Below are 20,206 nucleotides of genomic sequence, written 5' to 3' on the forward strand. Positions count from 1 at the left end.
GGAGGGAATCATAGTGAAGTTATACAATAGCTTAACAAGACAAAAAGAAGAATTTGTTCCTATTGTCCCAGGTGAAGTTAGAATGTATGTATGCGGACCTACTGTATATAATTATTTTCATATTGGGAATGGAAGAACTTTTATAATATTTGATACAATAAGAAGATATTTAGAGTATAGAGGATATAAAGTTACATTTATTCAGAATTTTACAGATATAGATGATAAGATGATTAAAAAGGCAAATGATGAAGGAATTACGGTAAAAGAACTTGGTGATAAATTCATCGAAGAATACTATAAAGATGCAGATGGACTTCAAATAGAAAGAGCAACAATAAATCCAAGAGCAACTGAATATATTCAGGAAGTAGTGGATTTTGTAAAAGAGTTAATAGACAAAGGATTTGCTTATGAAGTTGATGGAGATGTTTATTTCAGTACTAAGAAATTTGAAAATTACGGACAGCTTTGCGGACAAAATCTTGAAGACTTACAGGCTGGAGCAAGAATAAGTGTTGATGAGAGAAAGAAAGATCCTATGGATTTTGCTGTATGGAAATCTCAAAAGCCAGGGGAACCAGCATGGGAGAGTCCTTGGGGATTAGGAAGACCAGGATGGCATATAGAATGTTCATGCATGGCTAAAAAATTATTGGGAGATACTATTGACATTCATGGTGGCGGAATGGATTTAAAATTCCCACATCATGAAAATGAAATAGCTCAAAGTGAAGCTGTTACTGGAAAAAAATTTGCAAACTATTGGATGCACGCTGCTTTTGTTAATGTTGATAATAAGAAAATGTCTAAATCTGAAAATAACTTTGTTACAGCAAGAGAAGCATTAAAGAAATATAGTTCAGATGTTATAAGATTCTTAATGTTATCAGGGCATTATAGAACTCAGATAAATTTCAGTGAAGAACTTTTAGATTCTGCTAAATCTTCAGTTGAAAGAATGTATAACTGTATAAACAATCTTGAAAATTTAATTAATGAAGTTAGTAGAAAAGAAATTAATGATGATGAGAAAAATTATATGAAATCTTTAGATAAATATAGAGAAAAGTTTATTGAAAAGATGGATGATGATTTTAATACTGCTGATGGTATTTCAGTAATATTTGACTTAATAAAAGATGTAAATAATAATATAAATATAAATTCATCAGTTGAATTATGTGAAGGTGCTTTAAGTTTAATAAGAGAATTGGGAAGTCCTCTTGGAATTCTTCAAAAAACTGAAGAAAAATCTTTAGAAGCTGAAATTCAGGAATTAATTGAACAAAGACAAGAAGCGAGAAAAAATAGAGATTTTGCATTAGCTGATAAAATAAGAGATGATTTGAAAGCTAGAAATATTGTTTTAGAAGATACACCTCAAGGTGTCAGATGGAAAAAGATTGATTAATTAAAATAAGGGTTGCAGAATCTGCAACCCTTATTTAAGGGAGAATTATTATGTTAGATGATTTTAGAATAAAAGAATTTACAGAAATAGAAGCAAGGATGTTAAACCCACTTCAATTAGCTTTAATTGGTGATGGAGTATATGAAATTTTTATAAGAAATTATATATTATCTAATAATACAGCTTTATCGGCAAATAAAATTCATGTAAAAGCAATTCAATATGTAAAAGCTAAAAGTCAATCTATAATTATGCATAATATAGAAGAACTTTTGACTGAAGATGAGGAAGCAGTATTTAAAAGAGGACGTAATGCAAAATCGCCTACAGTTCCTAAAAATGCAGATGTAAGAGATTATAGAATGGCAACAGGGTTTGAAGCTTTAGTTGGATATTTATATTTATGTGGAAACAAGGATAGATTGAAATTTATCTTTGATAAAAGTATAGAAATTATGAAGTAGATTCAAAAGATAAATAAGAGGAGGATTTATAATGCAGGTTAACAAGTCTAAAAAAAGTAAGAAGAATAATGAACCCCAAAAAATAAAAGCAAGAATACAACAAGAAGAAAGAGAAGATATAGTAATTGGAAGAAATGCTGTAATAGAAGCATTAAAGGGTGATAGAACTATAGAAGCTTTATACATTTCTAACAATAAACTTGAAGGTTCTATAAATGCAATTGTTGGAATGGCTAAAGAACAGAAAATACTTATTAAGGAAGTTGATAAGAGAAAACTTGATGCTATGTGTGATGGAGAAGTGCACCAAGGTGTAATTGCAAAAGTTACTCCTTTTAAATATTGTGATGTATTAGATATATTGGACTATGCAGAAGAAAGAGGAGAAGCACCATTTATAGTAATATTAGATGAAGTAGAAGATCCTCATAATTTAGGTTCAATTGCAAGAACGGCTGAATTATTTGGTGTACATGGAATTATAATTCCTAAAAGAAGAAGTGCATCAGTTACAGCAACAGTATATAAATCATCTGTTGGAGCAATAGAACATGTTAAAGTGGCTAAAGTAAATAATATTAATACAACTATAGATGAACTTAAGCAAAGAGGAGTATGGATATATGGCACAGATATAAGAGCAGAAGAATACAGCTATGAGGTAGATTATAGTGGACCTTGTGCATTGGTAATAGGAAATGAAGGAAAAGGAATGTCAAAACTTACAGTTCAAAAATGTGATAAGCTCATAAAGATACCTATGGTTGGAAAAATTAATTCTTTAAATGCTTCTGTTGCGGGTGGAATAATGATGTATGAAGTTTTAAAGGGCAGATTTAAATAAGAGGTTATAGCTATGAAAAGTATTTTCGTAGATGGGTATAATGTAATAAATAGTTGGCCAGACTTAAAACAAAAAAAAGATGTGAGCTTTGAAGGGGCAAGGCAAAGTCTCATTGATAAACTTCACAATTATGGAGTGTTTAAAGAATGCAGAATTGTAATAGTTTTTGATGCACATAAAGTTCCAGGAAGTGTGGAAAAAAAAGAGAAGATAAATAATAACATATCAGTAGTTTTCACCAAAGATGGAGAGACTGCAGATTCATATATAGAAAGACATGTAAATGAGATAGGAAGAAAACATGAGGTTGTTGTTGTGACTTCAGATAATCTTGAACAGCAGACAATTTTTCAAAGAGGAGCTGTCAGAATGTCTTCAATTGAATTTTATAATGAAATTTTGAAAGTTGAAAAAATAATAAACAAAAAAGCCGATAGAATTAAGATTAATCATAGAAATATTATAAGTGATAATATAAATGAAGATGTAGTTAAAAAGTTAGAGGAAATGCGTAGAGGTAGGTAGAATTGGTTGACGAATATAATTTTACTAGAGTATAATTGTTTAAAAGATAAGGCAGTTTAATTTTAGAAGAGAGTTGAGAGAATATAGTTGGAAGGATTTTTAGAATTTAAAGATAAACTAGATGAAGAGGTTGTTATGGAAGCTAAAACTGGCAATAACAAAGCTCAGGAATATTTGATTTCCAAATATGAAAATTTTGTAAAGGCCAAGGCTAAGTCATATTTTTTAATTGGTGCTGATAAAGAGGATATTTATCAAGAAGGTATGATTGGCTTGTATAAAGCTATACGTGATTTTAATGCTGAAAAATCTACATCCTTTAAGGCTTTTGCAGAAATATGTGTAACTAGACAAATTATTACAGCAATAAAAACTGCAACAAGGCAAAAACATATACCTTTAAACACATATATATCATTAAATAAACCTATATATGAAGAAGAATCTGAAAGAACTCTTTTGGATGTATTATCTGGATTGAAAATTTCAGATCCTGAAGAGTTGATGATAAGCAAAGAACAGATGCATTTCATAGAAGAAAAAATATCTGAAGTTTTATCTGGACTTGAAAAGAAAGTTTTAACATCATATCTTGATGGAAAATCTTATCAAGAAATTGCTTGTGATTTAGAGCGACATTCAAAATCTATAGATAATGCTCTTCAGAGAGTAAAAAGAAAATTAGAAAAATGCTTGAAAGTAAAGTAATAAATTGTATTGACAAACAAAAAAATTAATAGTAAACTTTATAATTGGTATATCAAGGAACGATATGATTTCGAAACGCTCACATAGCTCAGTCGGCAGAGCGTCACCTTGGTAAGGTGGAGGTCGTCGGTTCAATCCCGATTGTGAGCTCCAAAATAAAAAAAGAAAAAACGCTAGGCAAAGTTTATTACAAGTTAAAGGGAGGAATTTTCAATGGCAAAAGAGAAATTTGAAAGAAGTAAGCCACATGTTAACATTGGTACAATAGGTCACGTTGACCACGGTAAGACAACATTAACAGCTGCAATCACAACTGTATTAGCAAATAAAGGATTCGCAGATGCGTTCAACTATGCAGATATCGATAAGGCTCCAGAAGAAAAAGAAAGAGGAATCACAATCAACACTGCTCACGTTGAATACGAAACAGAAAAGAGACACTATGCTCACGTTGACTGTCCAGGACATGCTGACTACGTTAAGAACATGATTACTGGTGCTGCACAAATGGATGGAGCTATCTTAGTTGTATCAGCTGCAGATGGTCCAATGCCTCAAACAAGAGAACATATCTTATTAGCATCAAGAGTTGGAGTTAACTATATTGTAGTATTCTTAAACAAAGCTGATATGGTAGATGATCCAGAATTATTAGAATTAGTTGAAATGGAAGTAAGAGAATTATTAAATGAATATGATTTCCCAGGAGACGATATTCCAGTAATAACAGGTTCAGCATTAAAAGCATTAGAAAACCCAACAGATCCAGAAGCTACTAAGTGCATCATGGAATTAATGGATGCAGTAGACAGCTACATCCCAACTCCAGAAAGAGCTACAGATAAGCCATTCTTAATGCCAGTAGAAGATGTATTCACAATCACTGGTAGAGGAACAGTTGCAACAGGAAGAGTTGAAACTGGAGTACTTCACGTAGGAGATGAAGTTGAAATCGTTGGATTAAGCGATGAAAAGAAGAAGACTGTAGTAACAGGAATCGAAATGTTCAGAAAGTTATTAGACGAAGCGCAAGCAGGAGATAATATCGGAGCATTATTAAGAGGTATTCAAAGAACTGATATCGAAAGAGGTCAAGTATTAGCAGTACCTAATTCAGTTCACCCACACACTAAATTCGTAGGTCAAGTATACGTACTTAAGAAAGAAGAAGGTGGAAGACATACTCCATTCTTCGATGGATACAGACCACAATTCTACTTCAGAACAACAGACGTTACAGGATCAATCAAATTACCAGAAGGAATGGAAATGGTAATGCCTGGAGACCACATCGACATGAACGTTGAATTAATCACTCCAATCGCTATGGATGAAGGATTAAGATTCGCTATCAGAGAAGGTGGAAGAACTGTAGGTTCAGGAGTTGTTACTAAGATAGTTGAATAGTAGTAAAGTGTTAATTTGTATTTAGGGACTAAGTTTAAGAACTTAGTCCTATTTAAAGGAAGATTGACAATTTACATATTCTATGCTATTGTTTAAAAGTGACATTTTTGAAGCAGTGAATTCGAATGAAACAAAAGAAAAATTCTTTTGTTTAATATATATATAAAACTGGAGGTGCAGTCATGAGAACAAAGATAACTTTAGCATGCACAGAGTGTAAACAAAGAAATTATGATTCAATGAAAAATAAGAAAAATGATCCAGATAGATTAGAAATGAAAAAGTATTGTAAATTCTGTAAAAAGCACACTCTTCATAGAGAAACTAAATAGTTAGCCGTAAAGCAATGACATATGTTAATTTGATTTAAGGATGTGAAAATATGTCAGCAAAAAAAGAAGTGAAAACTGAAAAAGCTGTTAAAAAAAATGGCTTGGTTGGTTTTTTTAGAGAGGTTAAGGCGGAAGTTAAGAGAATAACTTGGCCTTCTAAAGATGAGACAAAAAAGGCATTTGTTGCAGTTGTTATATTCACTCTAATATATATATTATTAGTTAGTGGATTCGATTTTATTTTCAAAAACCTCTTTGAAATAATTTTAAAATTGAAGTAAAAGGGAGGTTCGGCGATTTATTGATAATCGCCTGACAAATATGAGTGATAGAGCAAGATGGTATGTAGTTCATACATACTCTGGATATGAAAATAAGGTTAAAGCAAACTTAGAAAAAACAATTGAAAATAGAAATCTTGAATCACTAATCCAAGACATCCAAGTTCCAATGGAAGAAGTGATTGAAGAAAAAGATGGAAAACAAAAAGTCTCATTAAAGAAAAAGTTTCCTGGGTATGTGCTTGTTAAAATGTTAATGAGTGATGAATCGTGGTACGTTGTAAGAAATACTAGAGGCGTAACCGGATTTGTTGGACCAGGATCTAAACCAGTTCCACTATCTGAAGATGAAGTAGAATCAATGGGAGTATTAGAAATGCCTGTTGATATTGATTTAGAAGTGGGAGAAAGTATTAAAATTATTTCAGGACCATTAAGAGATTCAGTGGCAATAATTCAAGAAATAGTTTTAGAAAAACGTAAAATTAAGGCTTTAGTAGATATGTTCGGAAGAGAAACTCTTGCTGAACTAGACTTTAATCAAGTAGAAAAATTAGTTTAATATACAACTGATTTTAATTAAGTGGGAGAACAAAAAGTTCGTATTTACCACAGTAATAGGAGGAATAACAAAATGGCTAAGAAAGTAACTGGAATGATTAAACTTCAACTTCAAGCAGGTAAGGCAACACCAGCTCCACCTGTAGGTCCAGCTTTAGGTCAACATGGTGTAAACATAATGGGATTCTGTAAGGAGTTTAATGCTAAAACTGCAAATCAAGCTGGCTTAATAATACCAGTAGTTATAACAGTTTACCAAGACAGATCTTTTAGTTTTATATTAAAGACTCCTCCAGCTGCAGTTCTAATTAAGAAAGAATTAGGATTAGAAAGCGGTTCAGGAGTACCAAACAGAACAAAGGTTGGAAAATTAACTCAAGACCAACTTAAGAAAATTGCAGAAACAAAGATGCCAGATTTAAATGCTGCAAACATTGAATCAGCAATGAGAATGATTGCTGGAACAGCTAGAAGTATGGGAGTTACAATCGAAGAATAATTTGAAAATCGATTAACTCAATTTCGTAAAAATAAGTGGGAGGTCAAAACCGTTACTACCACAGAGGAGGCAAATTATGGGAAAAAAATACATTGAAAGCGCAAAGCTTATCGATAAGAGTGCATTATACAATCCAAATGAAGCATTAGAACTTACAGTAAAAACTGCAAAGGCTAACTTTGATGAAACAATTGAATTACATGTAAGACTTGGTGTAGATCCAAGACATGCTGATCAACAAGTTAGAGGAGCTGTTGTTTTACCAAACGGAACAGGTAAAACAGTAAGAGTTCTTGTTTTTGCTAAGGGTGCAAAAGCTGATGAAGCTAAAGCAGCAGGAGCAGATTTCGTAGGAGCTGAAGAATTAGTTCAAAAGATCCAAAGCGAAAACTGGTTTGATTATGATGTAGTTGTTGCAACTCCAGACATGATGGGTGTTGTAGGTAGAATTGGTAGAGTATTAGGACCTAAGGGATTAATGCCAAACCCAAAATCAGGAACAGTAACTTTTGATGTTACTAAAGCAATTGAAGAAATCAAAGCTGGTAAAGTTGAATACAGAGTTGATAAGACTGCTATCGTTCACTGCCCAATTGGAAAGAAATCTTTTGGAGTAGAAAAATTAAAAGAAAACTTTACAACATTAATGGAAGCTTTAGTTAAAGCTAAACCAGCTGCAGCTAAAGGACAATACTTAAAATCAGTTTCTGTTTCAAGCACAATGGGACCAGGAGCAAAAATTAATCCAACAAGAGCGTTAGATTAGTATTGACATAAATCAGATATTGTTGTATAATATTTGATGTTGTGAAAAATGAAAATAGTTTTTTCCGTAGACAGTGGGTGCGAAAGCGTAACGGTAACTACCCACCGAGGTTATATAATAAATGATATTATAGATCTTCCTATGTCTACGGGGAGATCTTTTTTGATAAATATGATTTAAAACTATGAGGAGGTGGACGTAGTAATGAACAATAACAGAACACTTAAAGAAGCAAAAGTTGCTGAAATTAAGGAAAAATTAGAAAAGGCTACTTCAGTTGTTCTTAGCCAATATCAAGGTTTAACAGTTGAAGAAGATACAGCTCTAAGAAAGAACTTAAGAGAAGCTGGTGTTGAATACAAAGTATATAAAAATACTTTAGTAACATTAGCTGCTAAAGAATTAGGTTTAGAAGGTATTGTTGAATACTTAGAAGGACCAGTAGCTATCGCTTTCGGATATGAAGACGTAACAGTAGCTGCAAGAATACTTAATGATTTTGCAAAGGATCATAGTAAATTAGAATTAAAAGCAGGTATCGTTGAAGGAGAAATTTACGATAATGCTAAAATTAAACAACTTGCTACAATTCCATCAAAAGAAGTTCTTATTGCAAAACTTCTTGGAAGTATCAAGTCACCAATCGCAAGCTTTGTACGTGTAATTAATGCAATAGCTGAAAGCAAAGCAGAATAATATAAACATTAAATAATTAAGAAAAATTTTCGGAGGTGCTATTAAAATGACAAGAGAAGATATAATTCAAGCAATAAAAGAAATGAGCGTTTTAGATTTAAACGAATTAGTAAAGGCTTGTGAAGAAGAATTTGGAGTAAGCGCTGCTGCTGCTGTTGTAGCTGGTGGAGCTGCTGCTGGTGGAGATGCTGCTGCAGATAAGACTGAATTTGACGTAGTATTAGCTAGCGCTGGAGATAACAAGATCAAAGTTATCAAAGCTGTAAGAGAATTAACTGGATTAGGATTAAAAGAAGCTAAAGAAATAGTTGATGGAGCTCCTAAGACATTAAAAGAAGGCGTAGCTAAAGAAGAAGCTGAAGAAATCAAAGCTAAATTAGCTGAAGTTGGAGCTACTGTAGAAGTTAAATAGTTCCATTTAAATAAAAAAGGTGCTTTTTAAATAAAGCACCTTTTTTAAACTCTTTTTATAAAGCTATATAAAATGCGTATTTAAAAAATAGGTATTTTATATAGCTTTGTAACTGGAGATTTGACGAAAAATTAATTGACAATAAAAATATGATATGATATTATAATATAATGTATTATTCACTATGGAATAGTATATATTTATGTCAGAAATAAATAGTATAATCTGGTTAATAATGGTTATGCTATTATAAAGATGCTGTCCGAAAGCTAAAGTCCTTAGGGAAAGTCCGCTTTTGGCTATTTTAGTTTATTTTATACAAGGGGTGAAAATTCATGGTACATCCTGTCCAAGTTGGAAAAAGAACAAGAATGAGTTTTGGTAAGGTTAATGACGTTACTGAAATGCCAAATCTGATTGAAGTACAATTAGATTCATATGAATGGTTTTTAAGAGAAGGGTTGCATGAAGTTTTTGATGATATTAATCCTATCACAAACTTCACTGGAAACTTAGTGCTTGAATTTGTAGACTATAAACTTGATATGGAAAACATCAAGTATTCGGTTGAAGAATGTAAAGATAGAGATGCAACTTATGCAGCGCCACTAAAAGTTTCAGTTAGATTACAAAATAATGAAACTGGTGAAATTAAAGAACAAGAAGTTTTTATGGGAGATTTCCCATTAATGACTGAACAAGGTACTTTCTTGATAAATGGTGCAGAAAGAGTTATTGTCAGTCAGTTAGTAAGATCTCCAGGTGTATACTACAGCTATACTATTGATAAAAGTGGTAAAAAGCTGTATTCTTCAACTGTAATTCCTAATAGAGGAGCATGGTTGGAGTATGAAACAGATTCTAACGATGTTATTTATGTAAGAATCGATAAAACTAGAAAGCTTCCAATTACTATATTAGCTAGAGCTATGGGCATGGGAAGTGATCAAGAATTAATAGACTTCTTTGGAGAAGAAGAAAGATTTAGAGCTTCTATAGAAAAAGACAATACAAAGACTAAAGAAGAAGCGTTACTTGAAATATATAAAAGATTAAGACCAGGTGAACCACCAACAGTTGATAGTGCGATATCTTTAATTGATACATTATTTTTTGATGCAAAGAGATATGATTTATCAAGAGTTGGTAGATATAAGTTCAATAAAAAACTTGCTTTAGCATTGAGAATAGCTAATCAAGTTGCTGCTACAGACATAATTAATCCACAAACTGGAGAAGTTATGGTTGAAGAAGGACAAAAAATAAGTAGATTAATGGCAGAAGATATCCAAAATTGTGGAGTGAAGACTGTTGATGTATTAGTTGAAGATAAAGTTGTAAGAGTAATAAGCAATAATTTTGTTGACTTAAGCAAACAAGTTTCTTTTGATATATCAGATTTAGGAATTAAAGAATTAGTTCACTATCCAACATTGAAAGAGATATTAGATAATTTCTCAGATGAAGATGCTATTAAGAAAGAAATTAAGAAAAATATTCATAAACTTATTCCTAAACACATAATAAAAGACGATATATTTGCAACTATAAGTTATGAATTGGGTCTTACTTATGGAATAGGTTACGTTGATGACATAGATCACTTAGGCAATAGAAGACTAAGATCAGTAGGAGAATTATTACAAAACCAATTTAGAATTGGATTATCAAGAATGGAAAGAGTAGTTAAAGAAAGAATGACTATTCAAGACCAAGAAGCAATAACTCCTCAAATGTTAATAAACATAAGACCAGTTGCAGCAGCTATTAAAGAATTCTTTGGTAGTTCACAATTATCTCAATTCATGGATCAAACTAATCCGTTATCAGAATTAACACATAAGAGAAGATTATCAGCATTAGGACCAGGAGGACTTTCAAGAGAAAGAGCTGGATTCGAAGTTAGAGACGTTCACCATTCTCACTATGGTAGAATGTGTCCTATAGAAACACCTGAAGGTCCAAATATAGGATTAATCAACTCATTAGCTACATTTGCTAAAGTAAATGAATATGGATTTATTGAAACTCCATATAGAATTGTAGATAAAGAAAATGGAAGAGCAACTGATGAAATAAGATATTTCACAGCAGATGAAGAAGATCAATGCTTAATTGCACAAGCTAAGACTCCTATGGATGAAAATGGTAAGTTCTTAGAGGATAAGGTTATGGTTAGATATTTGGAAGATGTTTTATTCGTTCCAGCTAATCAAGTAGATTTGATTGACGTATCAGCAAGACAAATGGTTTCAGTTGCAACAGCAATGATACCTTTCCTTGAAAATGATGATGCTACTAGAGCACTTATGGGATCAAACATGCAACGTCAAGCAGTTCCTTTATTAAAAACTGAAGCTCCTATTGTAGGAACAGGTATAGAATTTAAAGCTGCTGTAGACTCAGGAGTTTTACCAAAGGCTAGAAATGCAGGAGTTGTTTCTTATGTATCAGGAAGTGAAATCAGAATAAAGAGAGATTCTGATGGAGGAACTGATGTATATAAATTATTGAAATTTAAGAGAACAAATGCAGGTACTTGTGCAAATCAAAGACCTATAGTAGATAAAGGTGAAATAGTATTTAAGAATCAGGTAATTGCAGATGGTCCTTCAACTGATTTAGGAGAAATTGCATTAGGTAAAAACATCAGAATGGGATTTATAACTTGGGAAGGTTATAACTATGAAGATGCGATGCTTATTTCTGAAGAATTAGTTAGGGAAGATGTATTTACATCAATGCATATTGAAGAATATGAATGTGAAGCTAGAGATACTAAACTTGGACCAGAAGAAATAACTAGAGATATTCCTAATGTAAGTGATGATGCACTTAAGGATGTTGATGATAGAGGTATCATTAGAATTGGTGCAGAAGTTAGATCTGGTGACATATTAGTAGGTAAAGTTACACCTAAGGGAGAGACAGAGCTTACTGCTGAAGAAAGATTATTAAGAGCTATTTTTGGAGAAAAGGCTAGGGAAGTTAGAGATACTTCTTTAAGAGTTCCTCATGGTGAAGCAGGTATAATAGTTGATATTAAAGTCTTTACAAGAGAAAATGGAGATGAATTAAATCCAGGTGTAAATGAACTTGTAAGATGCTATATAGCTCAGAAGAGAAAAATATCTGTTGGTGATAAGATGGCCGGACGTCATGGTAATAAAGGGGTTATCTCTAGAATATTACCAGAAGAAGATATGCCATTTTTACCAGATGGTAGACCACTTCAAATCTGCTTAAATCCATTGGGTGTACCTTCACGTATGAACATTGGTCAGGTTTTAGAAGTTCACTTGGGATGGGCTGCGAGCAATTTAGGATGGCATATAGCTACTCCAGTATTTGATGGTGCAACTCAAGATGAAATAACAGAATGTTTAGTAAAGGCAGGATTTAATGCTAATGCTAAAACAGTCCTTTATGATGGAAGAACTGGTGAACCATTCGATAATGAAGTAACTGTTGGTATAATGTATATGTTAAAACTTCACCACTTAGTTGATGATAAGATTCATGCTAGATCAACAGGTCCTTACTCATTAGTTACTCAACAACCATTAGGTGGTAAGGCTCAATTTGGTGGCCAGAGATTCGGGGAAATGGAAGTTTGGGCTTTAGAAGCGTATGGTGCTGCTCATACATTACAAGAAATACTAACTGTTAAATCAGATGATGTAGTTGGAAGAGTTAAAACATATGAAGCTATAGTTAAAGGTGAAAATATTCCAGAACCAGGAGTTCCAGAATCATTTAAGGTTCTTATTAAAGAACTTCAAGCTTTATGTTTAGATATTAAAGTACTTAATGATAATAATGAAGAAGTGGAATTAAAAGAATTTGCTGATGGAGACATGGCAGATTTAGAAGTTAATATAGAAGGTGCTGAAGATTCTGTAACACCTGAACCAGAAATAGTAGATGATGGTTATGAAGAAAACAGAGAAGAAGACCTAAATGATATAGACTATAATGAAAATGCAGATATGGATGCATTTGATGATCAATTAGAACTTGATGATTTCAATGATGAACACTAATTTTGAAGGGAGGATTTACCCTTGTTTGAATTAAATAATTTTGATGCAATACAAATTGGTTTAGCATCTCCAGATCAAATAAGAGCTTGGTCAAGAGGAGAAGTTAAAAAACCAGAAACAATTAACTACAGAACATTAAAACCAGAAAGAGATGGTTTATTCTGTGAAAGAATTTTTGGACCTATGAAAGACTGGGAATGTCATTGTGGTAAGTATAAGAGAGTAAGATATAAAGGCATAGTTTGTGACAGATGTGGTGTTGAAGTTACAAAAGCTAAAGTAAGAAGAGAAAGAATGGGGCATATTGAACTGGCTGCCCCAGTATCTCACATTTGGTACTTTAAGGGAATTCCATCAAGAATGGGATTAATACTTGATATGTCACCAAGAGCTTTAGAAAAAGTTTTATATTTTGCATCGTATATAGTAACAGACCCAAAAGAAACTCCATTGTTAAAAAAGCAGCTTCTTAATGAAAAAGAATATAGAGAAGCTTGTGATAAATATGGAGAAGAAAGCTTTATAGCTAGTATGGGAGCAGAAGCTATTCAGGAACTATTAGCTGAAATAGATTTAGATGCTGCTTCAAAGGAACTTAAAGAAGAATTAAAACAAAGCACAGGACAAAAGAAAGTTAGAATCATAAGAAGATTAGAAGTTGTTGAATCATTCAGAAAATCAGGAAATAATCCTGAATGGATGGTGATTAATGTAATTCCAGTTATTCCACCAGATTTAAGACCAATGGTTCAATTAGATGGTGGTAGATTTGCAACATCTGACTTAAATGATTTATATAGAAGAGTTATTAACAGAAATAACAGATTAAAAAAATTATTAGATTTAGGTGCTCCAGATATCATTGTAAGAAATGAAAAGAGAATGCTTCAAGAAGCAGTTGATGCACTTATTGATAATGGTAGAAGAGGTAGACCAGTAACTGGACCAGGAAATAGACCATTAAAATCTCTTTCAGATATGTTGAAAGGTAAGCAAGGTAGATTCAGACAAAACTTACTTGGTAAAAGAGTTGACTACTCTGGTAGATCAGTTATCGTTGTTGGGCCAGAATTAAAAATGTACCAATGTGGTCTTCCAAAGGAAATGGCTATAGAATTATTTAAACCATTTGTTATGAAGAAGCTTGTACAAGATGGAATTGCACATAATATTAAGAGCGCTAAGAGAATGGTAGAAAGAGTTCAACCTCAAGTTTGGGATGTATTAGAAGAAGTTATTGCAGATCATCCTGTGTTACTTAACCGTGCTCCTACTCTACATAGACTTGGAATTCAAGCATTCCAGCCAGTATTAGTTGAAGGTAGAGCGATTAAGTTACATCCATTAGCATGTACAGCATATAATGCTGACTTCGATGGAGACCAGATGGCTGTGCATCTTCCGCTTTCAGTAGAAGCGCAAGCAGAAGCAAGATTCTTAATGCTTGCTGCTACAAATATATTAAAACCTTCAGATGGTAAACCAGTTTGTGTACCTACACAGGATATGGTTCTTGGTTCTTATTATTTAACAATGGATAAAGATGGAGCTAAAGGCGAAGGAATGACATTCTCAAGCAAGGATGAAGCTATAATGGCATATGAAAGTAAGGCTATTGCTGTTCATGCTAAGATTAATGTTAGAATGTTTAGAGAAGTTGACGGTGTAGTTAAACATAAAGTTATAAAGACTACAGTTGGTAAACTTATATTTAATGAATCAATTCCTCAAAATTTAGGATTTGTAGATAGAGAAAATGAAGATGAAATGTTTAACTTAGAAATAGATTTCTTAGTTACTAAAAAATCTTTAGGAAAAATAATTGATAAATGTTATTTAAATCATGGACCTGTACAGACTTCTATAATGCTTGATAATATTAAAGCATTAGGATATCATTATTCATCTATTGGAGCTGTTACAGTTGCTACATCAGATATCAAGGTACCACCTGAAAAGTTTGAATTGCTTAAAGAAGCAGATGAGACCGTAGAAAAGATTGAAAAGATGTATAAGAGAGGCTTCATATCAGATGATGAAAGATATGAAAGAGTTATAGAAAAATGGACTAAGACAACTGAAGATGTTGCTGATGCCTTAATGGATAGTATGGATAAGTTCAATCCTATATTTATGATGGCAGACTCTGGAGCCAGAGGTTCTAAGTCACAGATTAAGCAGCTTGCAGGTATGAGAGGACTTATGGCAAGTCCATCTGGTAAGATTATCGAATTACCAATCAGAGCATCATTTAAAGAAGGTCTGGATGTACTTGAATATTTCTCATCTACACATGGTGCTAGAAAAGGTAATGCGGATACAGCTTTAAAGACTGCCGATTCAGGATACTTAACAAGAAGACTTGTTGACGTTTCTCAAGATGTTATTGTAAGAGAAGAAGATTGTGGAACATCAGAAGGATTATATGTAAGTGAAATTAAAGAAGGCAACGAAGTTGTTGAAGAATTAAAAGAAAGATTGATTGGTAGATACACTGCTGAAGATGTAATAAACCCTGAAAATGGTGAAATACTTGTTGAAAATAACACTTATATGGATCCATTTATAGCAGAAAAAGTTGTTTCAGCAGGAATTAAGACAGTTAAGATAAGATCAGTATTTACTTGTGATTGTAAAGTAGGTGTATGTTCACATTGTTATGGTATGAATATGGCAACTGCTAAGAAGATTGACATTGGTGAAGCTGTTGGTATTATAGCAGCACAATCAATTGGTGAACCTGGTACACAGCTTACAATGAGAACATTCCATACTGGTGGTGTTGCGACTGGTGCTGATATTACTCAAGGTTTACCTAGAGTTGAAGAATTATTTGAAGCTAGAAAACCAAAAGGACTTGCAATTGTAAGTGAAGTAACTGGAACAGTTAAAGTTGAAGAAACAAAGAAAAAGAGAACAGTTATTGTTATGACAGCTGATGGTGAAGAGCGTAGCTATGATATTCCATTTGGATCAAGATTAAAAGTATCTGATGGAGATACTATAGAAGCTGGAGATGAAATTACAGAAGGTTCAGTTAATCCACATGATATAATGAATATCAAGGGAATAGATGGAGCAAGAAGATATTTACTTTCAGAAGTTCAAAAAGTTTACAGACTTCAAGGGGTTGATATCAACGATAAGCATCTAGAAGTTGTTGTTAGACAAATGACAAGAAAGATTAAAGTAACTGATTCGGGAGATACAGATTTATTACCAGGAACAATGATAGATATGTTTGACTTTAGAGAAGAAAATGCTAGAGTTAGAGAATTTGGAGGAGAAGAAGCTAAGGGAGAAGAAACATTATTAGGAATTACTAAAGCAGCCCTAGCAACTGATAGTTTCCTATCAGCAGCTTCATTCCAAGAAACTACAAGAGTATTAACTGAAGCGGCAATAAAAGGAAAAGTTGATCCTTTAGTTGGATTGAAAGAAAATGTAATTATAGGTAAGCTTATTCCAGCTGGTACTGGTATGATGAGATATAGAAATCTTAAAGTTGAGAATGTTGAAGAAGTAGCTGATGAAGCTACAACTGAAACTGTAGAATAATAGAATTTAATTGTGTTGACATGTGTATTCAGAAATGATAAAATACATTTTGTGTGATTTAAGATATCAAATTACATAAATTAATGTCAACACGATTGTTTTTGTGTAACTTAAGTAAGAAATGCTAAATTTATTTTTTATTTAGTATTTACATAAATAATCAGGTTGAACATTAGATATTAATGTACTAACCATAAAATAGTTTTATCTTAATTAAAAAATAGATAAATAAATTTCAGGAGGTGAAAAAATGCCAACTATTAGCCAATTAGTAAGAAAAGGCAGAAAAACAACTGTAGTTAAATCAACTGCACCAGCACTTAAAGAGTGTCCACAAAAAAGAGGAGTATGTACAGTAGTTAAAACAACAACTCCTAAGAAACCAAACTCAGCGTTAAGAAAAATTGCCAGAGTTAGATTAACTAATGGATACGAAGTAACTGCATATATTGGTGGAGTAGGTCACAACTTACAAGAACATAGTGTTGTTCTTATAAGAGGTGGAAGAGTTAAGGACCTTCCTGGTGTTAGATACCATATCGTTAGAGGTGCATTAGACTGCGCTGGAGTAGCTAACAGAATGCAAGGAAGATCAAAGTACGGTGCTAAGAGACCTAAGAAGTAATTAGGATCTTAACTATTAAATAGTGCTTATCTTCAACAGAATTTATAGATTTGAAATGAAGTTTATATATAGATGTAAAAGATAGCACTTTGCGGTATTAAAACATAATGCCGAGTACCGATGAACTTAAATTCAAAATGTTAAGGAGGGAAGAAAAGTGCCAAGAAAAGGACATATTGCAAAAAGAGACGTATTACCAGATCCAGTTTATAATTCAAAAGTTGTAACTAAATTTATAAACAGCATAATGGAAGATGGTAAGAAGGGTGTTGCCCAAAAAATATGCTACGATGCATTTGAAATAATAGCTCAAAAGACTGGAAAAGAAGCTTTAGAAGTATTTGAAGAAGCTATGAATAATGTAATGCCATTACTAGAAGTTAAAGCTAGAAGAATAGGTGGTGCTACTTATCAAGTTCCAATAGAAGTTAGACCAGAAAGAAGACAGACATTAGGAATAAGATGGATGTTAATGGGAGCTAGAAAAAGAGGCGAAAAGTTAATGTGTGAAAGAGTTGCTGGAGAATTAATGGACGCAGCTAATAACACAGGAGCAGCTGTTAAGAAAAGAGAAGATACTCATAAGATGGCAGAAGCTAATAAGGCATTCGCTCATTACAGATACTAATATCTACAACAAAACTGTTTTGGCTTCATGCTAAGGCAGTTTTGTCAAATTATAAAATAATTATTTACTCACTGAGAGGAGGAAGTATATAAATGGCTAGAAAATATCCTTTAGAGAAGTTCCGTAACTTCGGAATAATGGCTCATATAGATGCAGGTAAAACAACTACTACAGAACGTATATTATTCTATACAGGAGTTAACCACAAAATAGGTGAAACTCATGATGGAGAATCAACTATGGACTGGATGGTTCAAGAACAAGAAAGAGGTATAACAATTACTTCTGCTGCTACATCATGTGAATGGAAAGGTCATGAATTAAATATCATTGATACTCCAGGACACGTAGACTTCACAGTTGAAGTTGAAAGATCTTTAAGAGTACTTGATGGAGCTGTTACAGTTCTTGATGCTAAGAGTGGGGTTGAACCACAAACAGAAACAGTTTGGAGACAGGCGGATAAATACGGAGTTCCAAGAATGATCTACGTAAATAAGATGGATGCTACAGGTGCAGACTTCTTTAGATGTGTTCAAACAGTTAAAGATAGATTAAAAGCAAATGCTGTTCCAATACAAATTCCAATAGGAAATGAAGATACATTCAAAGGTATGGTTGACCTTATAAAAAATGTTGCGTTTGTATTCTATGATGATCTTGGAAAAGATATGAGAGAAGAAGCAATACCAGCTGATTTAGTTGATCAAGCTGAAGAATATAGAGCAGCTATGATTGAATCAATTGCTGAAACTGATGAAACTTTAATGGAAAAATATCTTGAAGGTGAAGAATTAACAGTAGAAGAGTTAAAGACAGCTTTAAGAAAAGCTACTATAGCTAATGAAATTGTTCCATGTATTTGTGGATCTTCATATAAAAACAAAGGTGTTCAAGAAATGATCGATGGTGTTGTTGACTTTTTACCATCTCCATTAGATATTCCAGCTGTTAAAGGAACAACTTTAGACGGTGAAGAAACTGAAAGAAAAGCTGATGATAAAGAACCATTAGCTGCATTAGCATTTAAGATTGCTACTGACCCATTTGTAGGTAAATTAGCATACACAAGAATATATTCAGGAGTAATGGAAAGCGGTTCTTATGTTCTTAACTCAACAAAGGGTAAGAAAGAAAGAATCGGAAGACTTGTTAAGATGCACTCTAATTCAAGACAAGAAGTTGAGTCATTAGAAGCAGGTGAATTAGGTGCAATAATTGGATTAAAGAACACTACAACAGGTGATACTTTATGTGCTGAAAGCAATCCAGTTGTACTTGAATCAATGGAATTCCCAGAACCAGTTATATCTGTAGCTATAGAGCCAAAGACAAAAGCAGGTCAAGAAAAAATGGGATTAGCGTTAGCTAAATTAGCAGAAGAAGATCCAACATTCAAAACATACACAGATGAAGAAACAGGTCAAACAATCATTGCTGGTATGGGAGAACTTCATTTAGATATTATCGTTGATAGACTTCAAAGAGAATTTAAAGTTGAATGTAACGTTGGTGCTCCTCAAGTTGCTTACAAAGAAACAATTAGAAAAGCTGTTAAGGCTGAAGCTAAATATGCTAAACAATCAGGTGGTAAAGGTCAATACGGTCATGCTGTAATTGAAATGGAACCAACTGAAGGTGAATATTCATTTGAAAATGCTATTGTTGGTGGAGCTATTCCTAAGGAATACATACCAGCTATTGATGCAGGTATCCAAGAAGCTGCTTTAAATGGTATAGTTGCTGGATACAATGTTATTAATTTCAAAGTTAAGTTAGTACACGGTTCATACCACGAAGTTGACTCATCTGAAATGGCATTCAAAATTGCTGGTTCTATGGCATTCAAAAATGCAATGGCTAAAGCAGATCCAGTACTTCTTGAACCAATGATGAAAGTTGAAATAACAGTTCCAGAAGAATACATGGGAGATGTTATTGGTGATGTTAACTCAAGAAGAGGTAGAATGGAAGGAATGGATGCTGTTAATGGTGCTCAAGTTATAAGAGCATTTGTACCATTATCAGAAATGTTCGGATATGCTACTGCATTAAGATCTAGAACTCAAGGTAGAGGAGTTTACTCAATGGTATTCGACCACTATGAAGAAGTTCCTAAGAACATTCAAGAAGAAATCGCTGGTAAGAGAGCTAAGTAGTTTTTGATAAGCAATATTTACTAGTATATATAATGAATAGTGATATTTAATTAAATATCACTATATCATCATTATTTATAGATAAATATTTAATTTTAAAATTAAATATAAAAAAATGAATGTTAAATATGGATATTAATATGTCTATAAGTTATAATAATTACGAAAACATTCTTAAAATTTTATGTCAATAAGGGAGGAAATTCAAATGGCAAAAGAGAAATTTGAAAGAAGTAAGCCACATGTTAACATTGGTACAATAGGTCACGTTGACCACGGTAAGA

The 20,206-nt window shown here is 32.8% G+C and carries 18 protein-coding genes, 1 tRNA gene and 1 other annotated feature; all 19 genes read left to right on the forward strand.

Annotation, left to right across the window (positions count from 1 at the left end; all coding sequences use genetic code 11):
• Positions 1-13: 13 nt before the first annotated feature.
• The 19 genes from cysS (at position 14) to fusA (ending at position 19,922) form a co-directional block, all read left to right on the forward strand.
• Positions 14-1,414: a cysteine--tRNA ligase gene (gene cysS, locus Q0F58_RS05050; protein ID WP_294373257.1), complete on the forward strand. Its 1,401-nt coding sequence runs from the start codon at positions 14-16 to the stop codon at positions 1,412-1,414.
• 50 nt (positions 1,415-1,464) lie between these two features.
• Complete coding sequence (locus Q0F58_RS05055) at positions 1,465-1,878, forward strand: Mini-ribonuclease 3 (protein WP_294373258.1); 414 nt, start codon at positions 1,465-1,467, stop codon at positions 1,876-1,878.
• A 31-nt stretch (positions 1,879-1,909) separates the two neighbouring features.
• The gene (rlmB, locus tag Q0F58_RS05060) at positions 1,910-2,722 is read left to right on the forward strand and encodes a 23S rRNA (guanosine(2251)-2'-O)-methyltransferase RlmB (protein ID WP_294373261.1); all 813 of its coding nucleotides are present in this window, start codon (positions 1,910-1,912) and stop codon (positions 2,720-2,722) included.
• A 12-nt stretch (positions 2,723-2,734) separates the two neighbouring features.
• A complete protein-coding gene (locus Q0F58_RS05065; RefSeq protein WP_294373262.1) occupies positions 2,735-3,247 on the forward strand; it encodes an NYN domain-containing protein in 513 nt (170 codons plus the stop codon).
• Positions 3,248-3,334: 87 nt separating this feature from the next.
• Positions 3,335-3,955 (forward strand): RNA polymerase sporulation sigma factor SigH, encoded by a 621-nt coding sequence (gene sigH, locus Q0F58_RS05070; RefSeq protein ID WP_294373264.1) that lies wholly within the window; start codon positions 3,335-3,337, stop codon positions 3,953-3,955.
• Between the two features lie 77 nt (positions 3,956-4,032).
• Positions 4,033-4,108: transfer RNA gene (locus Q0F58_RS05075), tRNA-Thr, on the forward strand.
• Between the two features lie 60 nt (positions 4,109-4,168).
• On the forward strand, positions 4,169-5,362 hold the full coding sequence (gene tuf / locus Q0F58_RS05080) for an elongation factor Tu (protein WP_294373266.1): 1,194 nt from the start codon (positions 4,169-4,171) through the stop codon (positions 5,360-5,362).
• A 182-nt stretch (positions 5,363-5,544) separates the two neighbouring features.
• Positions 5,545-5,694 carry a 50S ribosomal protein L33 gene (rpmG, locus tag Q0F58_RS05085; protein ID WP_015390327.1) on the forward strand — a complete coding sequence of 50 codons (150 nt, stop codon included), beginning with the start codon at positions 5,545-5,547 and terminating at the stop codon, positions 5,692-5,694.
• A gap of 50 nt (positions 5,695-5,744) precedes the next feature.
• The gene (gene secE / locus Q0F58_RS05090; RefSeq protein ID WP_294373268.1) at positions 5,745-5,975 is read left to right on the forward strand and encodes a preprotein translocase subunit SecE; all 231 of its coding nucleotides are present in this window, start codon (positions 5,745-5,747) and stop codon (positions 5,973-5,975) included.
• Between the two features lie 40 nt (positions 5,976-6,015).
• Positions 6,016-6,537: a transcription termination/antitermination protein NusG gene (nusG, locus tag Q0F58_RS05095; RefSeq protein ID WP_294373269.1), complete on the forward strand. Its 522-nt coding sequence runs from the start codon at positions 6,016-6,018 to the stop codon at positions 6,535-6,537.
• 72 nt (positions 6,538-6,609) lie between these two features.
• Entirely contained in the window at positions 6,610-7,035 is a 426-nt protein-coding gene (gene rplK, locus Q0F58_RS05100; protein WP_294373270.1) for a 50S ribosomal protein L11, read from the forward strand.
• Positions 7,036-7,111: 76 nt separating this feature from the next.
• Positions 7,112-7,801 carry a 50S ribosomal protein L1 gene (rplA, locus tag Q0F58_RS05105; RefSeq protein WP_294373271.1) on the forward strand — a complete coding sequence of 230 codons (690 nt, stop codon included), beginning with the start codon at positions 7,112-7,114 and terminating at the stop codon, positions 7,799-7,801.
• Positions 7,802-7,847: 46 nt separating this feature from the next.
• Positions 7,848-7,974 (forward strand) — a sequence feature (ribosomal protein L10 leader region).
• A 31-nt stretch (positions 7,975-8,005) separates the two neighbouring features.
• Positions 8,006-8,497, forward strand: coding sequence for a 50S ribosomal protein L10 (rplJ, locus tag Q0F58_RS05110; RefSeq protein WP_294373272.1), 492 nt, complete (start codon positions 8,006-8,008; stop codon positions 8,495-8,497).
• 46 nt (positions 8,498-8,543) lie between these two features.
• Positions 8,544-8,909, forward strand: a complete 366-nt coding sequence (gene rplL / locus Q0F58_RS05115) for a 50S ribosomal protein L7/L12 (RefSeq protein WP_294373273.1) — start codon at positions 8,544-8,546, stop codon at positions 8,907-8,909.
• A gap of 335 nt (positions 8,910-9,244) precedes the next feature.
• Entirely contained in the window at positions 9,245-12,952 is a 3,708-nt protein-coding gene (gene rpoB, locus Q0F58_RS05120) for a DNA-directed RNA polymerase subunit beta (RefSeq protein ID WP_294373274.1), read from the forward strand.
• Positions 12,953-12,973: 21 nt separating this feature from the next.
• The gene (rpoC, locus tag Q0F58_RS05125) at positions 12,974-16,510 is read left to right on the forward strand and encodes a DNA-directed RNA polymerase subunit beta' (RefSeq protein WP_294373275.1); all 3,537 of its coding nucleotides are present in this window, start codon (positions 12,974-12,976) and stop codon (positions 16,508-16,510) included.
• Between the two features lie 250 nt (positions 16,511-16,760).
• On the forward strand, positions 16,761-17,135 hold the full coding sequence (rpsL, locus tag Q0F58_RS05130; protein WP_294373276.1) for a 30S ribosomal protein S12: 375 nt from the start codon (positions 16,761-16,763) through the stop codon (positions 17,133-17,135).
• Between the two features lie 157 nt (positions 17,136-17,292).
• The gene (gene rpsG, locus Q0F58_RS05135; protein WP_294373277.1) at positions 17,293-17,763 is read left to right on the forward strand and encodes a 30S ribosomal protein S7; all 471 of its coding nucleotides are present in this window, start codon (positions 17,293-17,295) and stop codon (positions 17,761-17,763) included.
• Between the two features lie 92 nt (positions 17,764-17,855).
• Positions 17,856-19,922, forward strand: coding sequence for an elongation factor G (gene fusA / locus Q0F58_RS05140; RefSeq protein ID WP_294373278.1), 2,067 nt, complete (start codon positions 17,856-17,858; stop codon positions 19,920-19,922).
• Positions 19,923-20,206 lie beyond the last annotated feature (284 nt).

It is taken from the genome of uncultured Clostridium sp., from assembly GCF_934754915.1.
Lineage (GTDB): Bacteria > Bacillota > Clostridia > Clostridiales > Clostridiaceae > Clostridium.

What these genes read in the sequence shown, in the direction of transcription:
- Q0F58_RS05055 (WP_294373258.1), top strand. Translation starts at nt 1,465, where the DNA reads ATGTTAGATGATTTTAGAATAAAAGAATTTACAGAAATAGAAGCAAGG.
- rlmB (WP_294373261.1), top strand. Translation starts at nt 1,910, where the DNA reads ATGCAGGTTAACAAGTCTAAAAAAAGTAAGAAGAATAATGAACCCCAA.
- Q0F58_RS05065 (WP_294373262.1), top strand. Translation starts at nt 2,735, where the DNA reads ATGAAAAGTATTTTCGTAGATGGGTATAATGTAATAAATAGTTGGCCA.
- tuf (WP_294373266.1), top strand. Translation starts at nt 4,169, where the DNA reads ATGGCAAAAGAGAAATTTGAAAGAAGTAAGCCACATGTTAACATTGGT.
- rpmG (WP_015390327.1), top strand. Translation starts at nt 5,545, where the DNA reads ATGAGAACAAAGATAACTTTAGCATGCACAGAGTGTAAACAAAGAAAT.
- secE (WP_294373268.1), top strand. Translation starts at nt 5,745, where the DNA reads ATGTCAGCAAAAAAAGAAGTGAAAACTGAAAAAGCTGTTAAAAAAAAT.
- nusG (WP_294373269.1), top strand. Translation starts at nt 6,016, where the DNA reads ATGAGTGATAGAGCAAGATGGTATGTAGTTCATACATACTCTGGATAT.
- rplK (WP_294373270.1), top strand. Translation starts at nt 6,610, where the DNA reads ATGGCTAAGAAAGTAACTGGAATGATTAAACTTCAACTTCAAGCAGGT.
- rplA (WP_294373271.1), top strand. Translation starts at nt 7,112, where the DNA reads ATGGGAAAAAAATACATTGAAAGCGCAAAGCTTATCGATAAGAGTGCA.
- rplJ (WP_294373272.1), top strand. Translation starts at nt 8,006, where the DNA reads ATGAACAATAACAGAACACTTAAAGAAGCAAAAGTTGCTGAAATTAAG.
- rplL (WP_294373273.1), top strand. Translation starts at nt 8,544, where the DNA reads ATGACAAGAGAAGATATAATTCAAGCAATAAAAGAAATGAGCGTTTTA.
- rpoB (WP_294373274.1), top strand. Translation starts at nt 9,245, where the DNA reads ATGGTACATCCTGTCCAAGTTGGAAAAAGAACAAGAATGAGTTTTGGT.
- rpsL (WP_294373276.1), top strand. Translation starts at nt 16,761, where the DNA reads ATGCCAACTATTAGCCAATTAGTAAGAAAAGGCAGAAAAACAACTGTA.
- fusA (WP_294373278.1), top strand. Translation starts at nt 17,856, where the DNA reads ATGGCTAGAAAATATCCTTTAGAGAAGTTCCGTAACTTCGGAATAATG.